The following is a 26,802-nucleotide window of genomic DNA, read 5'->3' as shown; positions in this document are numbered from 1 at the left end:
CCGTTCCATCCGGGAGTTACGGGTGAGGGGCAGACCGGACGGGTGAATCGCGTGAACCTTCGTTGATGCCTCGTAAAACGGAGCCCTGTCGATGGGTGGCTGCAGCAGGGTGTAGGGACAGGCCGTGGTGATGCGGCAGGCGCCGATCGGGCACGGCATCCGGTCGGGAGAGTACCGCCGTCCCCGGGCTCGAGAAGGGTGGGAAGCAGCCCTGACAACGTCGGGACGGGCCGGTACTGCCAGACGGTCCGGGTCCGGTTAGCCAGACGCGAAGGTGTACGAGAGGAACCAGCGTTAAGCCTCGTAAGCGTTCCACCGGCTCAAATCTGGTAGATAGGGGCCGGGGTGCAGTGCACGACCGTCCTGTGTGGGCGGTCGACTCCGAAGCCGGTGGGTTGCGTCGGTGAGGAGGCCACGGTGAAGGTCTGCGGCGTAGGCGTGGCGATGCTGCCGGGGCAGGAGTTGGGCACCTCCCGCGTCGAACGGTCATGTGGCGAACGTGGGAGCAGCGCTGTGGTCGCCTTTGCCGCTGGGCAGCCAGCTCGGTGGAGGGGCAAGGTCCGTCGCCGACTGACGACCGCAAGGCTGGGCGGAGGCCCTGTAGTAGTCCGAGCACGCGAGAGGCGTGCACATGGCGAAGGGGGCCAGCAAGTGCGCAGTGCGGAGGTTGGAACGCTGGGAGGTCGTTGGTGAATACCGACGCACCGCCATCTCAGCCGCTCCTGTGGGGCGCGGCTGCGCGGCGGGTACGAGAGATCCAAACCAAGCTGCACCGTTGGGCTAACGACGATCCTCATCGCGTGTTCGATGATCTGTACAACCTTGTCTGTGATCCGGCGTTCCTTCTGATGGCGTGGGATCGGGTGCGGGGAAACAAGGGTGCCCGCACGGCTGGCGTGGATGGGCAGAGCGCCTACTACGTCGAGGCTGAGCGTGGTGTTGAAGGATTCCTGGAGGAGTTGCGGGCGAGTCTGAAGGCCCGTAGGTTCCGGCCGTTGCCCGTACGGGAGCGGATGATCCCCAAGCCGGGCACGACGAAGCGTCGCCGGCTCGGGATCGCAACCGTGCGGGACCCGCCCGCCTCACGGGCGGCGGTGCGCAAGAGATGCCGCTGGCAGCGCATCCACAGCGCCGTCGCTGCGAAACGCCAGCGACCTATCCTCGAGTGTGGCCAGCGCGGCTTGGAACCGGCGCGACAGGTACGGCGGCGTGGTGAAGCTGCGGTCAGCTGGCCCGCGAAAGGCGGACGTCGGCATCCCGCGACTCGGCCTGCTCATCGAGATCAAATACGTGCGCTCGGCCGCCGAGTTCAAGAAGGTCGAGAAGGAGATCCTCGAGGACTCCATCGCCTACCTGCACGAGCGCGCGACCTACACAAAGCTCATCGTGTTCATCTACGACGCATCGGCCTCCCGCCCAGGAGCACGACGTCACGATCGCAGCGCTCATGCGACGCGACGACATCCTCGACGTCATCATCGTGTCCCGCCCCAGCCAGTTCCCCGCCCCCGGCGCCGACGCGACGACGCCGGCCGCCGGCTCAACACGTCGCCGCCCCCGAAGCCGACCGAGTACGAACTCGCCCTGACCGCGATCCCCGGCGTGCGCGGCACAGTTCCCGGTAACGGCCATGCCCGGGCCGGCTACGTCGCCGCCCGTGGAGCCTGGAGACTAGTCGGGACGAGGCCAGCGCCTACGACGACGCGCTCTCCGCGCTGGACCCGCTGGCCCTCGCCCGGCTGCGCGGCGCCTCGGACGCCCAGTTCGACAGCACCGTGTACCCGGCCTCGCCGCTGGACGTCGCTGCGCAGGGAGCGGCCCTGGAAGAGGTCCTGGCCAGCGCTGCTGCCGGGGGCAGGAACGGAGACCAACGCGCGGCCGGCCCGGTCATCCGTCAATGATAATCAAGTCTCCCGCAATCAGCTTCCATTGCCGCACGGTTTCCGGGTGCACATCGTTGAGTATCACTTTTCCGTGCCGAATCTGCGGATACTGCGCCGGTTTGGAGTTCGCCGAACGCAGCAAGATAGCAAATAGGCCGAAGGCGAGGGCAGCCATGACCGCACCCGACACGAAGGCAAATTTCGAACCGGGCGCAGTCGCGGTGGTGACGATCAGGGACGCGGCGGCCACGAGCAACAAAAGAGCAACCCATCGCACGATCCGCATGCTCCGATCGAACCGACGGAACTGGCGCTCGCTTCCGCCATCCAGTGGTAGCTGGATCTGCGGCCGCCGGACCATCCGACCGATTGCGGGCACTGCAACAAGATGGGTACCCGCCGAACCGTCCACGACAGAATGATCAGGCAGAGGTAAATCCACCACATCGAATCTCCACGACACGGATGACATAGTCCTTGCCTTCTCCTTAGTTCTCACACCAGCGGGGCAGACCTTCTTGCCGCGCTTGTCGTCCGGGAAAGACGCTCTTACCAGCTATGCACAGCGGACAGAAACAGGCGACCACCAAAAGATGAAACGCGGCCACTTCGCCACCATGGCAACGATGTCAAAGTTCAGCCCGTTCCCTCTGCACTTGTTGTGATACCTCCAATCGGCCCACGCCCCGAGCGCCCAGACAATCGCGGATGCGAGACCGAATGCCGCCGCTACCCAGGTAATCCCGAGAAATGCAAGAACCGCGGCAACGATCCCATACACAGCCGCATAGAAGTTCATTCGCTTCAAGGCATCTTGGATGGTCCAGTCGCTTATGTAACAACGCGCGCTGATGGCCCTGAAGCTCAACCACCGTCTGCTCCAGGATCCGGTTCGGCGGCACGAAGCCATCCCACTGGTGTCCCCGCAGTTGACCGCGTCGCCGTGGCAGTAGTCGTAGGGATTCGCGTTGCCGCCATAGACCGGATCAGATGAAAGGAAACGGCCGGTCGTCGGCGAATATAGCCGAACCCCCATGAGAGCCATTCCGCCGGGTGTGTCGGACCATCGTTGGGCGGCGCCGAGCCAGCCGTAGCCGCGCTGCTCGCTGGTGGGGTTGTGCGGCTGGCCGAGTTCGGTGAAGTCGCCGGTGTAGGCCAGGCCGAATCCGGTGGGCGCGATGCCGGCGACGAGGTCGCCGTGCAGGTTGGTGATCTGCCAGCTGGTGCCGGTTGTGCTGGTGTAGGTCGCCGAGACGCCGCCGAAGTTGCGGATCGGGCGGAGTACCTCGCCGGTGTTGGTGATCATCCAGGTGGGGCTGTCGGTGTCGTCGGCGTAGTGGCTGGTTCTGGTGAGGCTGCTGGTGCCGTCGTTGTCGGTCCAGTTGCGGAACCGGTTCGGCAGCACGTCGAGGGTGTAGGTCATGGTCCGGGTGTCCTGGGTTTGGGTGCGGACCATGTCGTTGACGTGGTAGGTGGCGGTGGTGTTGCCGGTGCCGGTGGTGATGGTGTCGGCGCCTGGGATGGTGGTGGTGCGGCCGAGCGTGTCGTAGGAGTAGCCGGTGGTGTTGACGCGGCTGGCGGTGTCGTACGTCCATGTGGCCGTGGTGGTTGACGTGGTTGCCTGGCAGTCGCCGCCCGCGGCTGGCCCGTAGGTGGTGAGGCTGGTCCGGTCGGACGCTGTGTTGTAGCCCTGGATTCGGGTAGTGCAGGCGCCGTTCACGGTGTCGTTGACGGTGGTGATGCGGCCGGCGTTGTCGTAGGTGTAACGCTGCGTGGACAGCGAGGAGATACCGTCCCGAACCTGGCCGTGCACCGAGGTCCGGACAGTTTCGGTGTAGAGCGTGCAGTTGCTCTGCCCGCAGCCTGGCTGGTTGTAGGCGATGGTGCCCGTTTGACCGTCCTCGCGGTAGCCGGTGGTGACCGTGACGCCATTGGGCCAGCTCTCGGTGACGAGTTGCCCGTCGGCGTCGTACACAGCGGTCGTGATACCGGCTTGGGAGTCGTTGATCTCGGTTGGCAGGCCGCGCCGTTCGGTGCCGCCGTCGTAGGTATAGGAGCGGCTGGCTTGACCGTCCGAGGATGTAGCGACGCGGGAGAACAGGTCGTAGCCGGTGGTCGATTGGATGCCGTCGGCGTCGGTGTAGGAGGTGATCCGTCCGAGGGTGTCGTAGACGCGGATGATCTGTGCGGTCACGGTGTTGGACGGGTCCAGCGATTCGGTGCGAATGGCCTGGCCGCTGGCGTTGTCGTAGACGGTGCGGGTGGTCGGCACGCCTTGTCCGGTGCCGGTAGCGCCGGTGACGGCGACCGTCGCCGGGCGGCCCGCGCCGTCGTAGGTGGTGGTTGTGGTGCGTTTGACGCCGGCGCTGGTCTTCTCGGTGACCGTGCGCGGGTGCTGGTAGATGTCGTAGGTGGTGACGGTGACCGGGAGTTCCGGGCCGGTGGCGGGCTGGCCGCCGGGCTGGACCCGGCACGGCAGGTTGGCCCATTCGGCGTGGCTGTCGCATTCAGTGGCGCCGGAGCCGGTGCCGGCGCGGTAGTAGACGGTGGCCCGGGTGGCCGGGGTGTTGGTCGTCGTGCCGCCCGCGGGCTGTGTGACGGTGGTGACCAGCCCCGTGCTGGTGTCGTAGCCGGTCCGGGTGGCCAGCGCTAGACCGGACGGGTCGACCGTGGACACGGTCGGTTCGCGCAGTGTCCAGTCGTATGCGGTGGTCGTGGTGCGCCCGTCGACCGGCGTGCAGCCGGCAGAGCCGTAGCACACCGCGGTCGTCTCGGTGGTGACCAGGTCGAACGGGGCACCCGTGGACGGGGCGCCCTGGTCGTAGGTGTAGCTGGTGCGGGAGCGGCCCCGCACCCACCGAGCCGGTCGGCAGCGCCACCTCGTGTTCGGGTCCCCACGCCTCCAGCAGCCGGCGGCCGTCGGCGGTGTAGACGTTCACGGTCGACAGCGATACGGCGATCGCCGCCTCCTGCACTGCCGAGTCGCTCGATGACCTGTCGAGCGCCCGTGCCCGGTTACCGGCGGTGAGCTCCCGCACGGTGCCGCCGAAGCTGTCGTACCAGGTGGTGCTGGTGTGGCCACCCGGCTCGACGGTGTTGACTGCCCGGCCGTTGGGATCCAGGTAGGTCATCGTGGCCCGCTCGTACGAGGCGGGCAGGGTGCCGCCGCTCTGGTCGGCGCTCGGGACCTGGCCGGGGTCGAAGATCGCGGTGGCGTCGACCGGCTGCTCCGGCTGTCCCCAGCGAGCTGTCTGGGCCCCGGACAGGTCGTAGGGCGCGCCAGTGCCGGACACCGGAACCTTGTACACCACGGTCTGCCGCGCGGTTCCGGCGCTCAGCGCCGATCTGCTCACCTGGGCCACCCGGCCCTTGCCCGGGTCGCCCGGAAGGGTGGTGTAGGTGAACTGCCACGGCTGTTGGGCCGGCGGCGTCAGCGTGGAGACGATGCCGTCCGCGTCGTAGTCGTAGGTGGTGGCCAGGTGTCGGGTGGTCGGTGGCATGGTGCTCGTGTCGGTCCAGTCCAGTCGCGGGTCCCACACCGCGCGCAGTCGGCCGTTGCTGTCGTAGCTGTACCGCGCGACGACGACGGTCCGCATCGCCGCCGGGCTGGCGTCGGGGTCCCAGGCGGTGAACGACACCTGGGCCACCCGGCCCAGGTAGTCACCCCACTGCGTGGCCCCGGTACCGGTGGCCGTCGTGGTGCCGGCGTAGCTGAAGTCCAGCGCCCGGCATCCCTTCACCAGCGTTGTACACGAGACCCCGCTCGGGACCGGTGCCAGCATGCGGGTCGGCCGGACCAGGTCCGCGCCGCCGACGGTCACCTTCTGCCAGCCGATCGAGGTTGTCTGATTCACCCCGGGCGTGGTCACCGCCGTCGGGTTGTAGGTCCCGGCCGCCGCCCCGGTGACGTGCGTGAACGTCACCGTGTTGCCGTCGAGGTCAACCAGCGTGAACGTGTCACTCGCCGTCGCGTAGGTCAGTCGCAGCTGCTGGAATCCGTTCTGCGCTTCGTAGGTCTTGCCGGACCCGGAGACGGCGGTCTCGGTGAAGCCCAGCGAGCTGCCGTCCGGCAGACCGGCCTGCACCAGCGAACCGGTGACGGTGAGATCTGTGTACGGCGCGTCGGCCGCATCGACCACAACCCCGGACACCCAGCCGGGCCCGAACATGTTGGCCTTGTCGGTCGCCGCGGCCTGGCGGGTGTTGAAGCTCCGCGTCACTGTCAGGTCCGAGCCGTACGACGACACCGTCACGTCCACACCGCCGAGCGCGAGGTTTCCGGTCAGCAGGTTGACCGAGCCCGGACCTACCTGCTGCGACGCGGCCGAGGCCTGGTTGCGGTCGAACGTGATCTTCACCGGTACCGAGGCGCCGCCGGTGAACAGCGCCCGGACCTGCAGCGGCCCGTCCAGCGGGTCGGGGCCGGCCTCGGCGTTGTTCAGCGTGGTGTCGAGGTTCCAGTTGAGCTTCGGGAACTGCCCGCTCGAGCGCTGCAACGGCCAGGTGATCGCGCCGCCGCCGGCGGCGAGGGAGACGTCGGCGAGCGGGATGGTCTGCCAGGTATCGGTGTCGGCGCGCCGCCACTGGTAGGTCACGCCGACCACGGAGGGGCCGGTGGCCACGGTGAGTGCGGCCTTGCCGGCGCTGATGTCGCCGGTCTTCGGCGAGGTCAGGCCGCCGTAGCCGACGTTGAACTGGTAGGCCTTGATCGGCGACTGGTTGCCGGCCCGGTCCTGGGAACGCACATACAAGGTGTGCGGCCCGTCGGAGTCCGGCGTGATCGACACCGTGGCGTTGCCGCCCAGCGCCGCCGCGTTGACCACCGTCGAGGGCGGGTTGGTATCCACGCCGTACTGGTACGAGGCCACATCGGCGACGCCCGTCGGGGTGAACGTGAAGTCCGCCGCGGTACCGGCCGAGACGGGCGCGGTCCCGGCGTTGTAGGTGAACACGACCTGGGTGTTGTTGTTCAGGCTCGACGCCTGGTACGAGTACTGCGTGGCGATGGTCCCGTCGGCGTTCTCAACCCCGACCAGCGCGAGGGAGCCCTGCTCGAAGGCGTTGTCGATGCCCGAGTAGTTGAGCTTGATGGTGCCGCTGTTCTCGGTGAACAGCACCTCGGCGTTCTGCCGGCGGGTCTGGTCCGCGAACTGACTGGCGTTGTTCCACTCGATGAGGAACATCCGGTTCGGCGCCGTGCCACTCGTCGCGGTCCGGATGCTGGCCGACGCGTCCACGATCAGATCCTGCGCGAACGCGTAGATCGCGGCGTTCGGGTCGGCACTGTTGGGCAACTGCACAATATCGTCCGGGTGCGAACCGTGCGGGTCCACAAAGGACACCATGCCGTTGGTGTCGATCCACGCCGAACTGTAGGACTGCCCGTAGAAACTCACCGGGAACGGCAGGCTGATCTGCTGCACATTGTCGTCGCCGGTCAGCGCCAGGGTCGTCGTGCCGGCCACATACGGGGTGCTGACGGTGCTGGTCGTGTAGCCGGTCAGCTGCCCGGTCCACGTGTTCTCCGAGAACGTCGCCGACGATACGCCCGGCTGGCTACCCGGTTCGGCGGTGTCGACAGCGAACTCACAATAGGAGCTGTAGGCCCCCGTCGTGCTGCCGTCGGTGCCGCGGACTCGCCACCGGTAGGTGCCGTTGTTGCCGATCACCCCCGACGGAATGGTCGCCTCGAACGTCGAACCCGACGCCTGCGGCCCGACCGTCGTGGAACCCAGCACCGTACCGCCCGTACCCGACCACTCGAACGTCGCCGACACCGGCGACCCCTCCGGGTCCGTCACCTGCGCCCGCAGCTTCGGCTGCGTCTTGTTGATGAACGGCCGGCCGCCACCCGTGACGCATTCCGTGGACGGATCCGTCGACCGCGCCGTCACCTGCGGCGTGCCGTTGAACGTCACCACCGCGTACGGCGGGTTAGCTCCTTCCGAGGAATGGAACCGCTTCCACGACAGGTGATCGGTCTCGTTGGTGGCCCGCAACCCCATCGTGAGCACGCTGTAGGTCGACCCGATCTGGAAAAATCCGGTTGCCGGGGCGGAAACCCAGCCATCGTTACACGACGAGCTGAAGCCCTTGGTCTGGGTCGACGTGCCGTACTTCGCTTTCCACGTCGGCTGGTTCGTCCACCTCGTGGCAGTGGACACGAAATCGGTGTCCCACACCTCCCACGACGCCGCCGTGCACGACCACGAATAGTAGTTCCACAGATAGACCGTCGCGGAGTTCACCTGTGCCCCGGCCAGGAACGCGGTGTTCCAGGTCAGGAACGACCGGGCTGTCCACGTCCCGCCGTCGTCGGAGTATCCGAGCTTCAGATCGGTCGAGCCGGACTGGTCATCGACCCAGCCGGTCTGCACGAACGTGTCGAACGTCGGATAGATCGTCGGGTCAATCGTGATCGGAAACGTCAGATCCGGCGAGGCCAGGAACTGCGGGTCCGGCGCCAGTTCCAGGGTGATGTTCGCGCCCCGTTGCACCGCGGACAGCCCGACGCTACCGACCCGCAGGTGATCCAGCGACTGCGCACCGACCGAGGCGTCCCACATCGACGGCGCCGGGATCCGGCCGGCGTCCTTGCCGTCCTTGCCCTCGAACAGCAGACCACCCGCACCGTCCGGGGTGACGGTCAGCCTCGGCGCCTTCAGCCGCAGGGTCAGCTTCCCCGACCTCGACAGCGCCTCCCGGGTCTTCACCACGAAGAACTGCTCGTAACCGGTCCGGGTCGACTCGATCACCAGGTCGACGCCGTCGAGCACGTCCGTATAGGTGGCGCGCGTCCCGTCGACGGCCGGCCTCGGCAGCCTGCCCGGCCAGACCAGGCCCACCGCATCGTCGCCGCTGCCGAGCGTCACCACGTCATGCTCGCCGTCCCCGGCCGCACCCGACAGCTTCAACCCGCGCGGATGCGCCTTCGCCGACACCGAACCATCCGCATCCGCCTGCAACGCGAAGTCGACCGGCTTCCAACCGCCCTTACCATCGCGCATCCGCACCGGACCCGCATGCTGCTCCGCCGTCAGCGACCCATCCGGATTCGCCCACACCTGCAGCGTCTCGGACTTCTCCCCCGACACCTCCACCTTGCCGCCGCACAACCGGGCCACCATCACCGCCGACACCCGATCCACGCGGTCTGCCGGACAAGCCGGCTTGCCCGCCGGCGCAGCCTGCACCGCATTCGGCGCGGCCACCGCGTCGAGCAGTGTCACGGCCAACACCAGCGCCACCGCATACGTCACGCCTCGGCCACGGCGACGGCCAAACCACTCGGCTAACGCAATGAAACAACCCCGATGGCGCCACGGCGCATTGCGCATGACCCAGCCTCCCCCGCTGAACGATCACGACAGTGAGCGGACTCTATGCAGCGGCAACAATCACGGTCCATGACGGTCTCATGACATTCCCAGCCAGCTCCAATGAAACTTTGAGCTTCAGCGGGTATACCAGCCGCGCCTCCTCACCGTGAGTGACGCCCGAATATGCGCGATCTGACGCGACAGACACTCTCCAGGAACCGGCCGACGTCCGCCAATTGCCGCCACCAGCGCTACATCGGACCAACCGCCCCAAATGCATGCACCCGACGAACCATGGTCAGGCCGCTCTCCGCTGCACAGGTCCCGCATACCGATCACCCGGCCTGGTCGTCACGGCCAACACAGCCGCAGGCACCGCCACGGGCACCGACAACGCCGCCAGGGCGACGAGGGCCGGCACGCCGCGTACCGCGCCCTCGAGCAGTTTCGCAACGTCCGCTGGGTTCCGATGCCGCCAGCGTTCGGCGGCGGCGAAGCGGCCGCGGGCGAGGCGGTACAGCAGGAACCGAGGCTCCGGAGACGCTTCGCGCTAAGCCCCGATCCACCGACCAACGGCGACGTTGTGAGATGAGAGGGTATGGGAAAAGCCCTCTGACCTGGAAGGATGGGAGTTCTCTAGGCTTCCGTCACTCCGGTCGAGAGGGCATCTCGTAGGTGGGATTGTTGCATGCTCGCCGCGCGGTGGACGCGGTGTTCGACGAGGCGAATCTAGTGTCGTGTGCCGGCCTGGTTCCGGTGATGGGCCTGGCCGAGCAGATCGATCTGGCCGGGCTGGTCCGGCTCGGGTGCGTCCGGACCTGTCCACGGGGTCGAACCCGGGCGCCACGACGGCCGCGGTCGTGGCCGGGATGGCTGCTGGCGCGGATAGCATCGACGACCTGGACGTGTTGCGGCACGGCGGGATGACCACGCTGTTCACGGGGGTGTAGGCGCCCTCGACGCTGGGTTCGTTCCTGCGTTCTTCACCTGGGGCCATGCCCTGCAGTTGGCGGCCGTGGCCCGGGACCTGCTGACCGCCCTCGCCGTGGTCACACCGCTGCTGCCCGACGCGGCTAGGCAGGCGTACGTCGACGTGGATTCGTTGCTGCGGCGGGTCGACGGCCACGCCAAGCAGGGCGCAGCGTTCGGCCACGCCAAGGTCGGCGGCTACCGCGTGCGACTGCGTGGCTTGTCCCCGCTGGTAGCCACGATCAGCACCGCCGCAGCGGCGCCGGTGATCGCCGCGACCTGGCTGCGTGGCGGCAGCGCCGGTTCCGCCCGCGGCACGGCATCCCTTGTCACGCAAGCGATCGCCACTGCGCGGACGTGCAGCGCCACCCGGCCGGATCCTGGTCCGCGCCGACTCGGCGTTCGGCTCCGGCCCGGTGGCCACCGCCTGCCGCAAGGCCGGGGTGAACTTCTCGCTCACCCTGCAGTCCAACCCCAAGCTCCGCGCCGCGATCGCCGGCATCGACGAGCAGGCGTGGACCCCGGTGCCGTCTACGATGAGGACACCGGATGCTGGATCTTGCGAGGCCCAGGTCGCCGAAACGGTCTACACCGCGTTCGAGTCCAACCGCCACAAGGTCACCGCCCGCCTGATCGTTCGCCGGGTCAAGGAACGCAACCCCGCCCCCGAAGGCCAGGAGGAACTGTTCCCGCTGTGGCGGTATCACGCCTTCCTCACCGACACCACGGAATCCACAGTGGACGCTGACCTGACCCACCGCGGTCACGCCGTCGTCGAACAAGTCTTCGCCGACCCTATCGACGGACCCCTCGCTCATCTGCCCTCGGGCCGGTTCGCCGCCAACGCCGCCTGGCTCGGCCTGGCCGCGATGAGCCACAACCTGCTGCGCGCTGCCGGCTGCCTGACCGGCCCCCGCTACGCCACCGCCCGAGCCGCCACCATCCGCCGGCAACTGATCACTATCCCGGCCCGGCTGGCCCGCTGCGCTCGCCGCCACATCCTGCACCTGCCCGCCCACTGGCCCTGGCAGCAGCCCTGGCAGACCCTCTTCGACCGAGTCCACGCACCACCCGCTACAGCCCGATCCGGACCAACCGCCCACCTCGGGCCCGACCACCGGCGCGGAGCACGCCGGAGCGCCCGGCGGGTCCGTCACACCCACCGACCATCTCAATCAGCACACATCGATACATCACCCGGGCGGCACACGCACCCGGGCTAATCGGTGGATCGAGGCCAAGCGCATCGACCGCTTCGGATGTGCCGAACGTGGCCAATACCGCGGGCACGCTGTCGCGCCACCGGCGGGCCTCTTCTCCGAGCCCGATGACATGCGCCCTCCAGCTTCGGGGTGGATGGCCGGCCTCGGCAGCCTGCCCGGCCAGACCAGGCCCCACCGCATCGTCGCCGCCGCCGAGCGTCACCACATCATGCTCGCCGTCCCCGGCCCCACCCGACAGCTTCAACCCGCGCGGATGCGCCTTCGCCGACTCGATGAAGCGGCCGAGTCAATCGAGGGGTTCAACTGCGGCCACGGGAACGCGCAAGCCGCGCAACGCCCGCCATCTGCGGAAACTGGACGGCCGGGCGGTCCACAAACCCGACGGATGCGCGTTCGCCGCTGTCCTTGCCCAGGTACCGCGCGAGTCCGGCGCGAACGGCCGAGGATGGTCGACGCCGCTTTGTGGCTCGACGGCGCGCATGACCAATAGCACCTGTCGCTGCCGGTCAATCGGTTGTCGTTGACAGTCAATAGAGACGCCCGCCGGTCAAGACACACTGCTACTCAGGCTCCGATGGTTTGGGCAGAGTCCAGCACGATTGTCTGGACATTGCTCGATGGCCAGGAGGCCGCGAAGGGACCATATCGAAGCTCACGCAATTCGAAGAACGGGGACTCCATGTTCACAACACGCCCTACACGCATCGGTAGGCGGCTGCAGCACGCAGTGGCGAGTGTCCTCGCCGTCCTGTCCGCGGTCGGCGTCATCGCCTTCGCCGGCAAACCCGCACAGGCCGACGACTGGTACCAGCAGTGCTACAACCCGGGTCTTCCCACGGTCGCGTACTGCGTCGAGTACACAGGCGGGTACCCGTCCGGATACGTGCGGGCGCAGATTCCGGGCTACTACGGGGTAAAGCTCAGGCAGTGCACGTCAGCGGGGTGCCGACCTGGGGCTGTATACGGCGATCCCGTTTACTGGTCGGACGTCGCGGCGGCCTACGCCGGCCCCGACGGCAACCCTGTCTACACAGCCTCCGTCCGGGTCGGCAAGTTCTCCGCCTACCAGGCCTGCGCACAGCAAAGCCCAGGCGCCATCTGGAACTGCCCGCCGGAACGTTGGTCCGTCTATCTTGGTGACTGACACCGTTGCATGACATCGCGGGGCCCAAGGGCCGCTCTCGATCTGTTCGAGAACGGCCCTGCTGGCGCAATCCGTACGGTCAAGCAGGAACTGGATCAGTGGGACGACCCGAGCCGCAGACCGGTCGCGGAAGGCCGTCCCCCGCAATGTCTGATCACCGCGACCAACCAGCGTCCCGCGGCGCGGCGATATCGGTCGAGTCCGGACCCTCCTGGCCGGCTACCAAAGAGCGGCTCGCCTTGAAGGACTGGGACCTATGCGCCAACAAGCTCACGGCGTTGCTCAACGCCCACCCCCAGGTCACAGTACGGTTCGCCGAGTTCATTGTGCCGAGCCAGGTACTGGTCAAGGCGATCGACTCGATCAACAGTGTCAACGCGGCTCTCGCCGACGCCGCCCGGTTCACGGGTCGGCCAGGGCCAGCCCAGCCTCCGGCGGGCGTTCGGCAGCGCGTACCGGGCGGCCGGTGGCGCGGCCGTGCTCGACGAACCGTGCGGCGAGGTCTATGACGATGGGTGCAGCACTTCACCTGCGCCCCCGCGGCGGCGCCGGACGGCGGGGAAATGGTGGTCTGCTGCCCGTCTGGCCAGCCGGTGGTCGCGGCCAGCACCGAACTGTGGGACATCATCCGCGCCGCTAGAAGAACGGGTCAGCTGGCCGCGGTCGGATGCCCGGTGGTTGCCGCTGCCACGCCGCCCCTGTTGTCCACCGTCGTCGGTGAGGTGCTCCTCGACGGCGGGGACTGGCCGCCTGGTCCGTGACGCACACCTCCACTGGCGGTGGAAACCGCAACTGGCGTCCAGCTTCGACGCCGACACCCGCGACTGGCACACCGGCGGTGTGCAGCGGATGGACCTCCGGCTGCGGTGTGCAGCCATCACGCGCTGGGCCGACGTCACGACCTTGACGATCGACGGCGCCAGACGGCAGCGGGTCTGCGCTGCGCGTACGCCGGGCCGCTGTTCATCAGCCAGCGGGGGCTGTGGTGGATAGGCCTGCCCTGGGGCGGAGGCTATGCGCGTACCAGCCAGCATTGCAGGTTTTCCCACGTGGTGCCCTTGGGCCGCTGGAGGAGTTGGTGCTGGTCTTCCTGTTCCCAGTGGTTCACGACCTGTTGTGGCGGCAGCCCGTAGGGCAGGAGAAATATCGTGGTGCTGGCCAGCAGGACGGGGTCCCGGCCGGTGGCACGCACCGCGGCGACCACGGTCTGGATGCGGGGCACGGTGGGGTCGAGCAGCGTCGCGACCGGGATGCCGCACTGGTTGCGGATGGTCGGCTCCCACCAGGTGTCCATGAGGATCACCGAGTCGTTCGGCTGCAGGGCGCGGCATACGGCGGCGGTGGCCTGGGGCTCGCCCAGTTCGGTGCGCAGCGGCGCCAGCTGTGCGTAGACGGGTACGGCGGGCAGCACCGCGGCCGCCGTGAGCAGCAGTGGCGGCAGTACCCGCAACGCTGGCCACGGCAGTCGTACGGCCCGGGCTGCGGGCCTGCCCAGCCACGCGCGGGTGGCGCGGGCGATGGCGAGGGTGGCGAAGAGCGCGATGGCGGGGAGGACCTCGACCACGAGCCGCCGGTCGGCCCACGGGTGGTCCGGGGTGATGGCTGGGCGCAGGAGCGTGGCCGCGCCGGACCCGGCGTAGACGAGCAGGATCGGCAGCAGCCGCCAGTCCCGGCCGCGGGCGGCGCCGGCGGCTGCGAGCATGATGCCGGTCCAGGCCAGCAGTAGGGCGGGCCAGCCGAGGTACCACGACACCCAGGACAGGCTGTGCTCGGTGTAGCCGCGGGTGCCGTCGAGCGGCAGCCCGAGTGCCTGCTGGTGGGTCTGGACGTAGTCGATGGTGGCCGGTGCGGTGATGGAGTGGTCCACGTAGAGCAGCGGGCGGGCCGCGAGGGCTACGCCGGCTACGGTGATCGCCGCCACCGCCGCGGCGGCGATCAGCCGGCGCCGGGCCGGGCTCAGCCGGAGCGGGCGGCGGCGCAGCAGCAGCGCTCCGCCCGTGGTGCCGGCGGCGACCGCCGCCAGCAGGACGATCATGAGCCGGGCGGAGGACCAGTTCACGTCGACGTAGGGCCGGGTCACGTACCGGCAGTCGAGGTAACCGAGGCTGCCGCCGACCGCGGTGCCGAGCAGGAACCAGCCGAGGCCGGGCCGGCGGTGCAGCCACCACCAGCCGATCGCGGGCAGGACGAGGGCGAAGTCGACGCCCATGTCGAGCCGGACCAGTTCGCCGGCCGACAGGACGAGCCCGGCCAGCCCCAGCAGCACGCCGGTGTTGCGCTGCCTGGCGCCGGTGGCCCGCCGGGCCGATGTCGGCGCGCCGGTCGTCCAGCCGTCGGCGAGCAGGCACAGGCCGCCGGCGAGCATCAGACATGCCAGGGGCTCGGAGTAGGTGGTCTGGCTGACCCGCAGCATCGGCCACGCCAGGGCCAGCAGCAGCGCCGCGAACGGGGCCCACCGCGGGCCGGTCAGGCGGGCCGCCAGGCCGCCGACGGCCAGTACCGCGGCGCCGCCGACGAGCCCCGGCAGCGCGAACGCGCCGTGCCAGCCGGCGGCCCAGAACCCGGCCGCCAGCAGCGTCGGCCAGCCGGTCATGAACTGCGGCACGATCCGGCCGTTCTGGACGTAGAAGCCGGGATGGTGGTAGACGACCATGTCGCTCGCGGACCCGTACGCGTCGGCCGGCACCGGCGAGGTCAGCCCGGGGTGCCCGCTGAGCCACAGCCCGATCTGCGCGTAGGTGCCGGCGTCGCGGTGCAGCACCGCCTGCTGGCTGTGGGTCAGCACGGCCAGCACCGCGAACCCGGCGGCGACCGCCACCACCGCGCCGAGGGCCCACCAGGGCGCGGGCCGGGCCGGCAGCACCAGCAGCCGGGGCAGCGCCCAGCGGATCAGCAGCCCCGCGGCGAGTACGGCCGCCGGCAGCACCGTCCACCAGTGGAACGCGCCCAGCACGGCGAGCGGGACCGCGGTCAGCAGCCAGCCGGTCAGGGCCAGCGCCGGCAAGACCGGCAACACCAGCAGCAGCAGTCCGGCCGGGTCGCTGGGCGCGAGCAGCACGCCCAGCCACCGGCCAGCGGCCGGCTGTGGCCGGAAAGCGCCGACCAGCATCCGATGGCGCCGGGCCACCGCGGCACCCCGGCTCACCGCCGCCCTCCGGTCTCGCCGCCAGCCTGCAGCCGCAGCGCGTCGCCGGCGCTGCGGTACACGCTCACCGCCGTGGACGACACGCTCCGCAGCGCCGCCGACACCGCCGCGGATGGGGCGGCCACGCGCAGGAACCCGCCGCGGTCACGGGCCACCTGCCCCGCCACGTGCAGCATCGTCGCCGCAGTGACGTCCATCTCGGTCACTCGCTGTGCCTCCAGGACGATGCGCGGCAGCCGCCCGCTCAGCCCCCGTGCCAGGTGCTCCTCGACCGTCAGGGCGGTCAGCGCCACGAACCGGCCGGCCAGGTAGATGAGGACGAAGCCCCGATGGCGGACGCGGTGGACCTGCAGCCCGGACACGACCGGGCTGCGCAGCTGTTCGTTGGTCATGCCGGCCGTCCCCGGTGTAGGGCGCCAGCCGCCGTCACGGGTACCACTGGCCCGCGCCGGCACCACGTACCGAGGAGGTCCGCAACATCCAGCTCAAGCCGTGGGCGAACGGCCTGCCTGGACTGCTGGAGGCGCCGCAGCGCACCACCGTCGTAGGGCGGCAACTGCCGCGGACACCACCGCTCGTCGTCGCTGCGCACACCACACCCATTCGCCCGGATAGCCTGGACAAACGCTCATTGTTGGCGCGGAGTACGACAAATCTGCGGAGACACTGTGACAAAGCCGCAACACCCGCGCGGCCGCAACCACGGCAGCTGCGCCCTCGAGTTGCCGCTGGGCGGGGTTTCGTGCTAGCTGTTGCCGCCGGTGGTGGCTTGCTGGGACTGCGGTGGTGGTGTCGCGATGTGTGGGGGCTGCGAGGTGCGGGTATGGCCGGTCGGGAACAACACCGGCCGGCGTTTCGCGGCCAGGTCCTCGACCCAGCCGAGCACCACGGCGACTGCGGCGAGCAGGGCCAGCGCCACAGCGAAGTAGCCGAACTGGCCTGCCCGCCAGGCATGGAGCCGGTCGCCGATCGGGAAGCACACGGCGATGGCGGCGTTGTGCCACAGGTACACGGTGACGGCCCGGGCGTTGATCAGTGTCACCAGCGCGTCCAGCGGGCGGGCGCGGCGCAGCCAGGACATTGCCGGGGCGGCGCGCAGCAGCAGCACGACGAAACCCAGCGAGTACAGCGCTTCGCCGGCCGGGATGTCGTCGAGGTCAGCGGCGCCTGCCACGCCGTTGGGGATCAGCGCCCGGGCCGCTCCAGCCGCGATGCAGACGGCGGCCGCGCTGAGCAGTACCGGCAGGCGCATGCGGTGCAGGGCCCCGGTGCGGTGAGCGAAGCCCGTGCACCAGCAGGCGCCGAAGGTGGCGACGTGGAGCATCACGGTGGCGGCGCGGTTGTTCAGCGCGAAGAAGTCCAGCTGCCAGCCGCCGTATGACAGCCCGTGCTCAACCAGCGGCAGCAGCGCCAGGGGCAGCAGCACGGTGAGCAGCGGCCGGCGGCGGAACATCCACCATGCCACTGGGGACAGCACGACCAGCCACAGGTAGGTCGCCAGGTACCACAGCACCACCGTCACGTCAGCGGCCCACGCGTTGCCGGGCGGCTGGGCCAGCGGCACCAGCCAGAACACCAGGGTGGCGCGGTCACGGCCGTCGTCGCCGGCGGTCCAGCCGTGCCGGAACATTGCCGGTACCACGATCAGGCCCATCACCCACAGCGCCGGCAGCAGCCGCCGGATCCGGCCGCCGACCGCCCGGACGGCGGAACGCTGCATTGATGCCGCCATGAGCGAACCGCCCAGCGCGAACATCACACCCATCGCCGGGAGCCAGCTCAGCCACGGGATCGCGAACATGTGGAAGGTCACGACCCGGACAATGGCAACCGCGCGCAGTACATCGAGGTAGCGGTCACGACCCGTGGCCTGCGTCATCCGCGCATCATGGCAGCGCACAGCGGCCCGCCGGACGATTTCGCCAACGGCTACCCACCGCTCACCCCGCTGGGACAGCTCGCCCGCAACGCGGCCCGCTGCGGTGCAGGTCACCGACCCGGCCAGCCGCGGCCGCCAGCGGGTGATGCCGCAGTTCGGCCACGCGCTCATCCGCCACGGCTGGTCTCGGTCGTGCCGTTGGGGGTGTCGCAGCCCGTGTTGGCTGTCTTCGTCAACCGGCCGTGGCGGGCATGGCTGCATGTTAGCCTGCTGGTACATCGGGGGCTCGAGCGCTGTTTCTTCCGTCGTTGGATCGGCACAGGCGGCTTCGCGCGCGGACGACGGCTCGCCGGTGGTCTGTGTGCCGGTCCCGACCGGAAGATGTCCGATGATGACGCTCCATGCTGATGACGCGCGGGTGCGTCAGTATCTTCGTGACGCCGACGTGCCCGCCCTGCTGATGACGGTGGCGCACCTGACCGGCGTCGAAGCGGACCTACTCCAAGTCGAACAGCGGCGCGCTGCGTGGCCGTGCTCGACCGGTACGAGCTGCGGCAGCTCATGGGCGCAGACCTGGCTGACGAAAGATCGGCACGTGCGCCCGCGTCCAGGCTGTGGTGCTCGCCTTGGCGATGCCTCGAAGGGGCGGCTCGGTTCGGCATGGCGGTAATCGATTATTCAAGAGGTCTCCGGTAGCTGGTGTGATGACCAAGCAAACCGAATACCAGACCGGAGACCTCTTGCCGAGCGTAGCGGCAGCGAGGCACCGTGACCTGACCGACGCGTAGTTGGCGACGATGGAGCCATTACCGTCGGCAGAAACGGGCGTGGGCGGCCGCGGAGATGGGCCCTAGATCTCAACCGTCACGACCGGCCCGACCGGCCCGACAGGCCCTCCTGGGCTCACCTCGGCCAAACGGCGCCGCAACAGCTTGATCATCTGCCGCGGCTGCCACGAGGACACCCACACAGGCCGCATCAACACCCGCCACCCGGCAGCGATCGTTGGTGAACCGTGTGTCGCGCACGTGATCAGCACGGCTCGGGAAGGGGTCGAGGGAAAAGGACCCGGCACTACGGGCACCTCGCCGGCGGCCTACGTTACTCGGCGGGCCGGCTGGAGAATCGCCATGTGAGCGGTCACGTCAACGCACATCAGCCCGACCGAGCTCGACCAGGCGCGGCTTGAGCCCGAACGCCTTCCACACCCGCCCGACCGTGGACTTCGACAACCCCGATGCTCGGCCATCGACGTCCGCGACCAGTGCGTGGCGTTGGCCGAGGCGGCTTCTGCACGAACACATCCTCGATCTGCTCGTCGGTGATCTTCCGGGACGCGCCGGGCCGCTGCTCATCAGTTAGGTCTTCGAGTCGCCGCTGTAGGAACCGCTTACTTAACTTGGTCACCGTCTGCGGGCCAGATCACCAACCCGGCCGTCACGTCGTGATTCGAGCGCAGGCCCCCGTCCGCGGCACAGCCCAGCACCGGTGTTGGTTATGAGGCTGCCGGGCGATATCGGGATCGGGTTAGCGTTGACCGGGTGCGGCTTGGTGCGCTGTCTCGGTGGGTACGGCCAGTTGCTCCGCCTCGCTGGGCGGGGATCGTGGTCGCCGTGGTGGTGATCGTGCGCGCCGAGCAGGACCACTGCACTGAATGCGCTGCCGCCGGCACGCGGCTGGGCCGTCAACAGCATCAGCTCCGCATCGTCGGCGAACGATGCCTCGTCCGCGCCCACAACCACAATCTGCCGAACGACTCATCGATGTCGTCCATCCTGACCCGGGCGTCAGCCGCTCGGCCGCCCGCGCAGCGGGCTACCGCAACCACGGCCCGCCCCGAGTGCGCCGCAAACATGGCCTGTGCCGATCGGCGTCCTCGGCAGCCCCGCGCGAACACCAGCCACCGTGCCACGACCGCGCGGTCAACCCCGAAGGTCCACCGCCGCCCATCCCACGAAACACTCCGCTCCCGTCGATGGCACCATCGGTTTCGGTACGGTAATGATGTTCAGACTGTGTGGGCCGTGACGAAGCCGGCGATCTCTTCGGCCCGGCGTGCGGCGCTGCCAATGTTGCCGGAGATCTCCGCAGTTGTGGCGGTCTGTTCCTCGACGGCTGATGTGATCGAGGCCTGGTTCTGGTTGACTTGATCGATCACCTCCGCCAGCTTGGTGATTGCCTCGGCCGCCGCGGCACTGAGATGCTGCACTCCGGCAATCATCGCGTTGATGTCCTCAGTGGCGGCCGTGGTCTGTTTCGACAGCTCCTTGACCTCCCCCGCCACCACGGCGAACCCTTTACCCAGCTCACCGGCGCGTGCTGCCTCGATCGTCGCGTTGAGCGCCAGCAGGTTCGTCTGCTTGGCCACCGAGCTGATCGTCTGCACGATGTCACTGATCTGCACCGACGCCGCCGACAGCCGCGCCATCGTCTGATCGGCGACGTTGACGACCGTCACCGCTGACGTGACCGTGTCATTGGCCTGCGCGGCGTTGCGGGCGATCTCGTTCGAACTGGCCGCCATCTGCTCCGTCGCGCTGGCTACGGCCTGCAACGCCGCCGACACCTCCTGGATCTCGTTCAGCCGGCCCGACAGGGCCCGGGCCCGTTCGTCCGAGGCCTTCTTTTCCGAGATGTCCTCCCACGCCACCACATATCCGGCGGTCTGCCCGTCCGCGCCGACGATCCGGTTGATGTGCGTGTCCAGGGTCACCGTCCCGAAGGTGAAGGCCGCATCGTGCGGTAGCGCCGCTGGATCCCGCAAGATCTGCTCGACTCGGCGTGGGTCCTTGTGGAACCGATGGATGCTGCCGCCCAGCACCTGGGTGAACCCGATGTTGAACACCCGCTGCACCTCCGGGGTGAGCATCCGCATGGTTTGGCTCGCCTTCGGGTTCATGTACACCAGGTTCAGCTGTGGATCGGCGACGAACACGTTCGCCTGCAGCGCGTCCAGAACGGCCTGCGCCAGCCGCAGATCACCCAACACCACACCCGCGTCGACCTCCGGCGGTGTGGTGCCGGCCGTCGCCACCTGGTCGACCTTGGACGAGAACGCCATCACAATCCCCTCGCCTGCGCAGCAGATAGCCGCAGTATTCCCGCCACCGACTCGCCAGGTGTCGGTGATGCGGAATTCCGCAACCGCCCGATCGGTCCACCCGGTCGCAGGCACTGGAGTCCGGCTCATACCCACCAACGGGTCCGGCAGCGGGCTGCACGTACCACGGCGGACTGCATTGGGGACACTCTCGTATCGGCGGGACAGCCGGCCGACCACGCGCAGGCCGAGCACCTGCGGGTGGCCTTGAGCGAGACGGCCGGGGCGGGGTCACCGCGACTGTGGTGCTCCTGCGGGAGATGAGATGTTCGACACCACGGCTACCGCACACGGTGGACAACCGTCGTCGCGCGGTGGTCAACATCGCGGCGACGGCCCGGGCCACCCGCTTGATCGACGGGCGCCGGCCGTGGAACGCGTTCGCCCCGCCCCGAGATGACGGCGGACGCGGCAACCACCGAGCTGCCCCGTCCTGGAAGGCCCGGCGCTGCGCCGGCGCATTCCCGGCACGCAGCCGCCGATCGAGACCCGGGCGGGACGGACCGCACCCCACGTGTCCGACGCCGACCCGAGCGGCGCGCAGGCACTGGTCGAGGCCGGCGTGGGCCGGCCGCAGCAAGATGTCACCGTCGAGGTCCCACCGCGACCCGCCACGCCGCGCGGAACCTGACCCGGCGAGTACCGGGCGTGCCATACTGCGCGATCCGGGCACATCCGAGCGGCCCATCCTCCACGCGGCGAGCCGGTCCGCCAACCTGGGCACGGTGGCATACGAGATGACTCTTCGAGCATGCCGACCCAGCTGCAGGCCATCCCCGGCCCCGATTCCCGTCGAGATCGTCATCGCCGGTGGCTTCGGCGTCGGCAAGACCACCGCCGTAGGCGCGATGTCCGAAATCCCGCCCCTGACCGCGGAGGCCGAGATGACCTCGGCCGCGGTCGGCATCGACGACCCCGGCCCCGGCTCGACAAGGTGACCGCCACGGTGGCCATGGGCTTCGGCTGCGTCACGATCGATTGAACCCTGAAGCTCTATTTGTTCGGTCCCGCTGGACGAGCCCGATTCGGCTTCATGTGGGACGACCTGTCCGCCGGCGCCCTCGGCGCGCTCGTCATCCTCGACAGCGCCCGCCTGGATGACTGCTACCCCGCGGTCGACTACTTCGAGCGCCTGGGCCTGCCGTTCGTCGTCGCGGTGAACGCCTTCAACGGCCGCCTGGCCAGCGATCGGAGACGGTACGCTGGGCCGTCGCCGTCGCCGACCGGGTCTCCGTGATCGCCTTCGATGCACGCGAGGAACTCTCAGTCCGCGACGCCGTGCTGGACCTGGCGCTGGACTGCGCGGTCAATGTCTGAGCTCCCCCATGCTCGACCTGCCATCTTCGCCCGTCCGGTCGCTCCCCGCACCGAGTCTGCGGGCCATGTGTTGCCGGCCCCACCGGCGGATTCCTCACCTTTGCTGGCCGGGTGTCGATGTCGGTTGTGGTGGCGTCCGGCAGCAGGGAGCGGTCATGCAGGTTTGGTCGGGTGCTTCGCCTTCCGCCCGGTCGCGGGTGAGGGTCTGGCGGCGTCTGGGAACCCGGGTGTACGGCGTGGTGGCGCTGGCGCTGCTCGCGGCGGCCGGCATCGGGGTGCTGGGACTGGCCACGATCGGCACGCTCAACGCCCGGACCGAGCAGATGTACCGCTACAACGTGGTGCCGACCCAGCGTCTCGACCAGGTGCGGGCCGATATGAAGGACAGCCGGATCGCGCTGCTGAACTACGTGGTGGCCAACACCGCCGACGGGATGTCCGCCCAGCAGGCCAATTTCGACAAGGCCGCCACGGCGTTCGACACCGACGTGGCCGCGTACCGAACGACCAGCGCCGACCCGGCCGCCCTGGACCGGATGGTGCAGGCATGGCACAGCTACCTCGACGTCGGTCGCTCACTGATGCCCTACGGCGTCAACGACGACTGGGACTCCTACAACCGTGAGCGGACCAAGGCTGTGCCGTTCGCGAACGAGGCCGACGAACTGCTGGTCCGGCTGCTGGACACCGAACGCGCCCATGCCGCGGCCAGCCTGGCGTCGGCCGACGCGCTCAACCGCAGCCGCCGGATCTGGACGGCCGTGGCGATCGTGGCCGCGATCGCGCTGACCGGCGGGTTGAGCGCGGTGCTGGTCCGGGGCATGACCCGGCGGCTGCACCGGGTCGTGGACGCGATGGGCGCGGTCGCCCGCGGTGACCTGACCACCCGTGCGCACGTCGCCGGGCACGACGAGATCGCCGAGTTGGGAACCGCGCTCAACACCACCGTCGAGGCGCTGCGCGGCACGGTCGCCGGAGTGACCCGCACCGCCGGTGGCGTGGCCGGCGCGGCGCAGCGGCTGCACGGCACGACCCAACAACTGGCCGACATCGCCGACCGCTCGGCCGGCAACGCCACCACGGTGTCGAACGCGTCCGAGGAGGTCGCTCGTTCGATCCAGACGCTGGCCGCCGCGGCCGAGCAGATGAACGCGTCGATCAGCGACATCGCCCGCAGCGCCCAGGAAGCGGCGCACGTCGCCGCCGGCGCGGTACGCTCGGCCGGAACCACCCGGGCAACCATGACGACCCTCGGCGAGTCCGGCCAGCAGATCGGTCAGGTTCTGGCGGTAATCCGTTCGATCGCCGAGCAGACGAATCTGCTCGCGCTCAACGCGACCATCGAGGCGGCACGGGCCGGCGACGCCGGCAAGGGCTTCGCGGTGGTCGCCGGGGAGGTCAAGGAGCTGGCGCTGGAGACGGCCACCGCGACCACCGACATCTCCGGCAAGGTGGAGACGATCCAGTCCGACACCAGCAACGCGACGAGCGCGATCGAGGCAATCACCGATGTGATCGAGAAGATCAACGAGCACCAGACGACGATCGCGTCGGCGGTGGAGGAGCAAACGGCCACCACGAGCGAGATCACCCGCAGCGTGTCGACCGCCGCCGCCGGCGTTGACGGGATCTCGGCCCGGGTCGCGACGGTGGCCACAGCCGCCGCCGCGACGGCCGACGCGGTGCTCGACGCGCGGACCCAGGTCGACGAGCTCAACGGCATGGCCACCGAGCTACGCGGGCTGGTCGGGCAGTTCAACACCTGAACCGCAGCCACAAACCTGCTTCGGCGGAACGCCGACAGGCCAAACATCGGCGCGCCGCCACTACTCCACCGGCCACCTGAAAGCCCCACCCCGCAGCAGAACCGCAACCCCCTACGCCACACCCAGGTCCGCCGAGGCAGGCCAATCGGGCCGGCCGTCCTGGTCCGACGGCCGGCCCGCGCACACCAGGGACCGGTCAGGCGGCCCGCTGCCATCGGACGCGGTGGCCGTGTTCCTCGCCGAGATCGGCGATATTCGATCCGCAGGCTTCGAAGATCCGCAGGCCGAGCAGGCTTAGTGGTGCGATCAGGGCGAAGTCGTTGATGTTGGGTCGACAGCCGGGCTGTGGTGATCAGCCCTTCGACCTGCAGGTGTCCCAACCCGAGCGTGGGCGACTCGGCCGGGACGGTGGGATGTCGGACGTAGTCGGCTGGCGAGTGCGGCAGGATGGCGTCGATGACACAGACCCGGTAGAACCCGGCCACGACCGACAGCCGACGCGAGACGGTAGACGGCTGGTAGCTCGCCGTCGACAGCGACCACCTTCGGGTCGCGGGCCGTCGGGTTCGGCCAAGGCGTCGCCGGCGGCTTGTGGGTGGCGTTGTCCACACCGAGGTCATGGGTGGCTGGCGTCGGCGGTTCGACCAGTTCGGTGGTGTGCGGTTGGGGCGCCCGGTCGTCGGTGGAGGCGCTGCTGCTGTCGCTGCACTACGTAGCCGGGAGGTCGCGGCTCCGGTGCCTGCTGGCCAGGGCGTAGCGGCCTTTGCCTGCGCGTTTCGCCTGGTACATGGCGGTATCGGCGTGGCGCAGGATGTCGTCAGCATCTCGGCCGTCGCCGCTGATGGCGATTCCGACGCTGGCCGACACTACCACTGGCATCTCCGTGGTGTGCGCCGTGCCGTCGCCGGCTCGGCCCGGCCGGTGTTCCACCGGGATGAGGCAGGGCGCCGCGACCGTGCGCACGATGCGGTCGGCGGCCTGCCGGGCCTGCTGCACGTCGGTGATGTGTTCGATGAGGATCGCGAATTCGTCGCCGCCGAGCCGGGCGATCGTGTCCGCAGCGCGCGTGCACGCCCGCAGCCGCGTGGCGACCTCCCGCAGCAGAGTGTCGCCGGCGTGGTGCCCAAGGCCGTCGTTGACCTGTTTGAAGCCGTCCAGGTCTACGAACAGCACCGCGAACCGCTCGTGCTGCGGCCCGTGCGTCTCCAGCGCGCGTTCGACACGCTGGTAAAACAGCAGCCGGTTGCCCAGCCCGGTCAGCGGATCATGCAGAGCCAGCTGCTGCAGTTCGGCTTCGCTGCGCCGCAGCCGCTCTTCCACCGACTCCCGGCGGGCGATGTCGTCACGCAGCGCCGCCGTCGCCGCCTGGACCTGGGCGACGGCCCGGTCCCGGGCCCCAGCCAGGGTAGCCACCAACGCCGCCAGCAGCAGCGTCACCAGCAGCCCCCCGTACAGGGTGAACCAGGCGATGCGCCGGTCGTTGGTGCTCAACAGCCGCGCGGTCGGGGTGAGCGACAACTCCCACGTCCGCTGCCCCACCGGCACCAGCTGTCGACGGCTCAACAGCCGAGACCTGGACAGGGCACTCGCGGCAGCCACCGATGCCACCACGCGGCCGCCGCCGATCGACGGCTCGGTCAGCGTCACCTGCACCGCGTCGTGCGCCTCAAGCCGCAGCACGTCCTGCATAAAGTCCGTGCCCCGCACCCCCAGCACCACCCAGCCACGAAACTGCCCGACGTCCGCCCGCCCGGCGACGCCGTTGTAGACGGGCTGCACGAACAGGAACGACCACTGCCGCTGCTGCGGCGGCAGTCCCCAGTCCCGCAGCAGCACAAAACTACGCGACACCGCGAACGCACCGGTGTCCCGCGCCACCCGCAGCGCCTCGGCCGGCTCGCCGGCGGCGCTGACATCCCGGCCGGCGCCCGACCCGCCGCCGTCGAAGACCCGGTCCACCACCACAAACGCGTGCTCCGTCGCCGAGCCCGCCGGGGACAGCACTAACCCGGCGGCACCACGGCCTCGCCACGTCTGTTCCAGACCCGCGACGGCATCGCCGGTGGCCGGCACCACGAACCCGACCCCAGTCGCCGCCGGGAGCCGATCCCGGTTCAATCCCGACGTGACCGCGCCGAAGTAGGCCACCGTCGGGTCCGTCTCCGCACCTAGGGAAGCCGCCAGATCCGCCAGAGTGTCCCGGTACACCGCCACCTCGTCCGCTACCGCCACAGCGACATCGGCGGTGTAGCGGTCCATCACCTGCGCCACGTACCGCTGCTGGTCACGGTCAACGACCGCCGCCGCGGACACCGCCAGCCCCATCCCAAGCACCAGCACCGCAGCCACCAGCCCGCCCCGCCACACCAGCCGCCGGCACGCCGACAGCACGCGCCACCATCGCACAGCCCACCGATCGGCACACCCGCCCGAGAAATCCAGCCTTTTGCGCCGCCGATGCGCGACCAAGATGCCTACAGCCTGCGGGCTTCCCAGCTCACGCGCGACCGGTGCCGCCCCGTGCGTAACTCGCCGCTCGCCGGGTGTCGTCAACGCAAGACCAGCATCTTCCCCCAATGGATACCGGTCTTCCATCCGCCCCCAGATACGGCGGACACCGATCTCGGTCTCGGGTCAGGTCGCGTAAACGTGGCATACCGCACGCCGACCCGGATGTGCGCACTGCAGCGAACTCGCCTGCCGGCTCCGTCCCGACCCGCCACGTCACCTCGCCGGGCATCCCCAGCGCGCAGGTCCACCCTGCGGGACCGGGAATGACTGATCGTCCAGGCACTCCGGGCAAGGGGGTCAGCGCGCTCAGTGACGATGAACGGCGCGACTTCGCCAACTGCCGCAGCAAGCGGCCGACGACCCAGGCTATCGCCTGCCCTGACCAGGTCGAGCCGATACATCGCTGACGCTACCGCTTGGCGAAGGCCGGCACGCGCCCCGGCCCCCGGGTGTCCCAGCCGGCCTACCCGCCCGCAGCCCGAGCGTCGTGCTGCCGATCACGACATCCCCGCGGCCGAGGCCAAACCGGCGGCGACAAAGGCCAGC

The 26,802-nt window shown here is 69.3% G+C and carries 13 protein-coding genes and 2 pseudogenes; 7 read left to right on the top strand and 8 right to left on the bottom strand.

The genetic code is table 11. The annotated features are described in order from the left end of the window. Nucleotides 1–1,167: 1,167 nt before the first annotated feature. Nucleotides 1,168–1,350, top strand: a pseudogene (locus tag ACQPXD_RS14975) (hypothetical protein); the annotation flags it as partial. A gap of 537 nt (nt 1,351–1,887) precedes the next feature. On the opposite strand, the gene ACQPXD_RS14970 reads toward ACQPXD_RS14975, so the two are convergent. The 3 genes from ACQPXD_RS14970 to ACQPXD_RS14960 form a co-directional block, all read right to left on the bottom strand. Next, on the bottom strand, nt 1,888–2,295 hold the full coding sequence (locus ACQPXD_RS14970) for a hypothetical protein (RefSeq protein WP_432844398.1): 408 nt from the start codon (nt 2,293–2,295) through the stop codon (nt 1,888–1,890). A gap of 144 nt (nt 2,296–2,439) precedes the next feature. Continuing rightward, nucleotides 2,440–3,189: an RHS repeat-associated core domain-containing protein gene (locus tag ACQPXD_RS14965; RefSeq protein ID WP_432843840.1), complete on the bottom strand. Its 750-nt coding sequence runs from the start codon at nt 3,187–3,189 to the stop codon at nt 2,440–2,442. A 1,201-nt stretch (nt 3,190–4,390) separates the two neighbouring features. Beyond that, nucleotides 4,391–9,121, bottom strand: a complete 4,731-nt coding sequence (locus ACQPXD_RS14960) for a hypothetical protein (protein ID WP_432838765.1) — start codon at nt 9,119–9,121, stop codon at nt 4,391–4,393. A gap of 756 nt (nt 9,122–9,877) precedes the next feature. Between ACQPXD_RS14960 and ACQPXD_RS14955 the strand changes: the two are divergent. The 3 genes and pseudogenes from ACQPXD_RS14955 to ACQPXD_RS14945 all read left to right on the top strand — a co-directional run. Further along, a pseudogene (locus ACQPXD_RS14955) lies at nt 9,878–11,259 on the top strand (IS1380 family transposase); the annotation flags it as partial. Nucleotides 11,260–12,121: 862 nt separating this feature from the next. Continuing rightward, nucleotides 12,122–12,538 (top strand): hypothetical protein, encoded by a 417-nt coding sequence (locus ACQPXD_RS14950; protein ID WP_432838764.1) that lies wholly within the window; start codon nt 12,122–12,124, stop codon nt 12,536–12,538. 515 nt (nt 12,539–13,053) lie between these two features. After that, nucleotides 13,054–13,299: a hypothetical protein gene (locus ACQPXD_RS14945; protein ID WP_432838762.1), complete on the top strand. Its 246-nt coding sequence runs from the start codon at nt 13,054–13,056 to the stop codon at nt 13,297–13,299. Nucleotides 13,300–13,550: 251 nt separating this feature from the next. On the opposite strand, the gene ACQPXD_RS14940 is transcribed toward ACQPXD_RS14945, so the two are convergent. The 4 genes from ACQPXD_RS14940 to ACQPXD_RS14925 form a co-directional block, all read right to left on the bottom strand. After that, a complete protein-coding gene (locus tag ACQPXD_RS14940) occupies nt 13,551–15,683 on the bottom strand; it encodes a hypothetical protein (protein WP_432838760.1) in 2,133 nt (710 codons plus the stop codon). Further along, nucleotides 15,680–16,075, bottom strand: coding sequence for an STAS domain-containing protein (locus tag ACQPXD_RS14935; RefSeq protein ID WP_432838758.1), 396 nt, complete (start codon nt 16,073–16,075; stop codon nt 15,680–15,682). The genes ACQPXD_RS14940 and ACQPXD_RS14935 overlap by 4 nt, the downstream gene beginning before the upstream one ends. Nucleotides 16,076–16,428: 353 nt before the next feature. Continuing rightward, on the bottom strand, nt 16,429–17,562 hold the full coding sequence (locus tag ACQPXD_RS14930; protein WP_432838756.1) for an acyltransferase family protein: 1,134 nt from the start codon (nt 17,560–17,562) through the stop codon (nt 16,429–16,431). Between the two features lie 2,008 nt (nt 17,563–19,570). Next, nucleotides 19,571–20,623 (bottom strand): methyl-accepting chemotaxis protein, encoded by a 1,053-nt coding sequence (locus tag ACQPXD_RS14925; RefSeq protein ID WP_432838754.1) that lies wholly within the window; start codon nt 20,621–20,623, stop codon nt 19,571–19,573. 776 nt (nt 20,624–21,399) lie between these two features. Between ACQPXD_RS14925 and ACQPXD_RS14920 the strand changes: the two genes are divergently transcribed. The 3 genes from ACQPXD_RS14920 (at nt 21,400) to ACQPXD_RS14910 (ending at nt 23,745) form a co-directional block, all read left to right on the top strand. Further along, nucleotides 21,400–21,600 (top strand): hypothetical protein, encoded by a 201-nt coding sequence (locus ACQPXD_RS14920; protein WP_432838752.1) that lies wholly within the window; start codon nt 21,400–21,402, stop codon nt 21,598–21,600. Nucleotides 21,601–21,695: 95 nt separating this feature from the next. Continuing rightward, nucleotides 21,696–21,899, top strand: a complete 204-nt coding sequence (locus ACQPXD_RS14915; RefSeq protein WP_432838750.1) for a hypothetical protein — start codon at nt 21,696–21,698, stop codon at nt 21,897–21,899. 307 nt (nt 21,900–22,206) lie between these two features. Beyond that, a complete protein-coding gene (locus ACQPXD_RS14910; protein WP_432838748.1) occupies nt 22,207–23,745 on the top strand; it encodes a methyl-accepting chemotaxis protein in 1,539 nt (512 codons plus the stop codon). Between the two features lie 708 nt (nt 23,746–24,453). On the opposite strand, the gene ACQPXD_RS14905 is transcribed toward ACQPXD_RS14910, so the two are convergent. Beyond that, on the bottom strand, nt 24,454–26,094 hold the full coding sequence (locus ACQPXD_RS14905; RefSeq protein WP_432838746.1) for a diguanylate cyclase domain-containing protein: 1,641 nt from the start codon (nt 26,092–26,094) through the stop codon (nt 24,454–24,456). Nucleotides 26,095–26,802: the final 708 nt, after the last annotated feature.

Origin of the sequence: Dactylosporangium sp. CA-092794 (genome assembly GCF_050948465.1) — a bacterium.
Classification (GTDB): Bacteria; Actinomycetota; Actinomycetes; order Mycobacteriales; family Micromonosporaceae; genus Dactylosporangium.
Note: the sequence above shows the minus strand (reverse complement) of the source record. Positions and strands in the feature narration are given on the sequence as shown.

What these genes read in the sequence shown, in the direction of transcription:
- ACQPXD_RS14915 (WP_432838750.1), top strand. Translation starts at nt 21,696, where the DNA reads ATGTGGGACGACCTGTCCGCCGGCGCCCTCGGCGCGCTCGTCATCCTC.
- ACQPXD_RS14920 (WP_432838752.1), top strand. Translation starts at nt 21,400, where the DNA reads ATGACTCTTCGAGCATGCCGACCCAGCTGCAGGCCATCCCCGGCCCCG.
- ACQPXD_RS14965 (WP_432843840.1), bottom strand. Translation starts at nt 3,189, where the DNA reads ATGATCACCAACACCGGCGAGGTACTCCGCCCGATCCGCAACTTCGGC.
- ACQPXD_RS14930 (WP_432838756.1), bottom strand. Translation starts at nt 17,562, where the DNA reads ATGACGCAGGCCACGGGTCGTGACCGCTACCTCGATGTACTGCGCGCG.
- ACQPXD_RS14935 (WP_432838758.1), bottom strand. Translation starts at nt 16,075, where the DNA reads ATGACCAACGAACAGCTGCGCAGCCCGGTCGTGTCCGGGCTGCAGGTC.
- ACQPXD_RS14925 (WP_432838754.1), bottom strand. Translation starts at nt 20,623, where the DNA reads ATGGCGTTCTCGTCCAAGGTCGACCAGGTGGCGACGGCCGGCACCACA.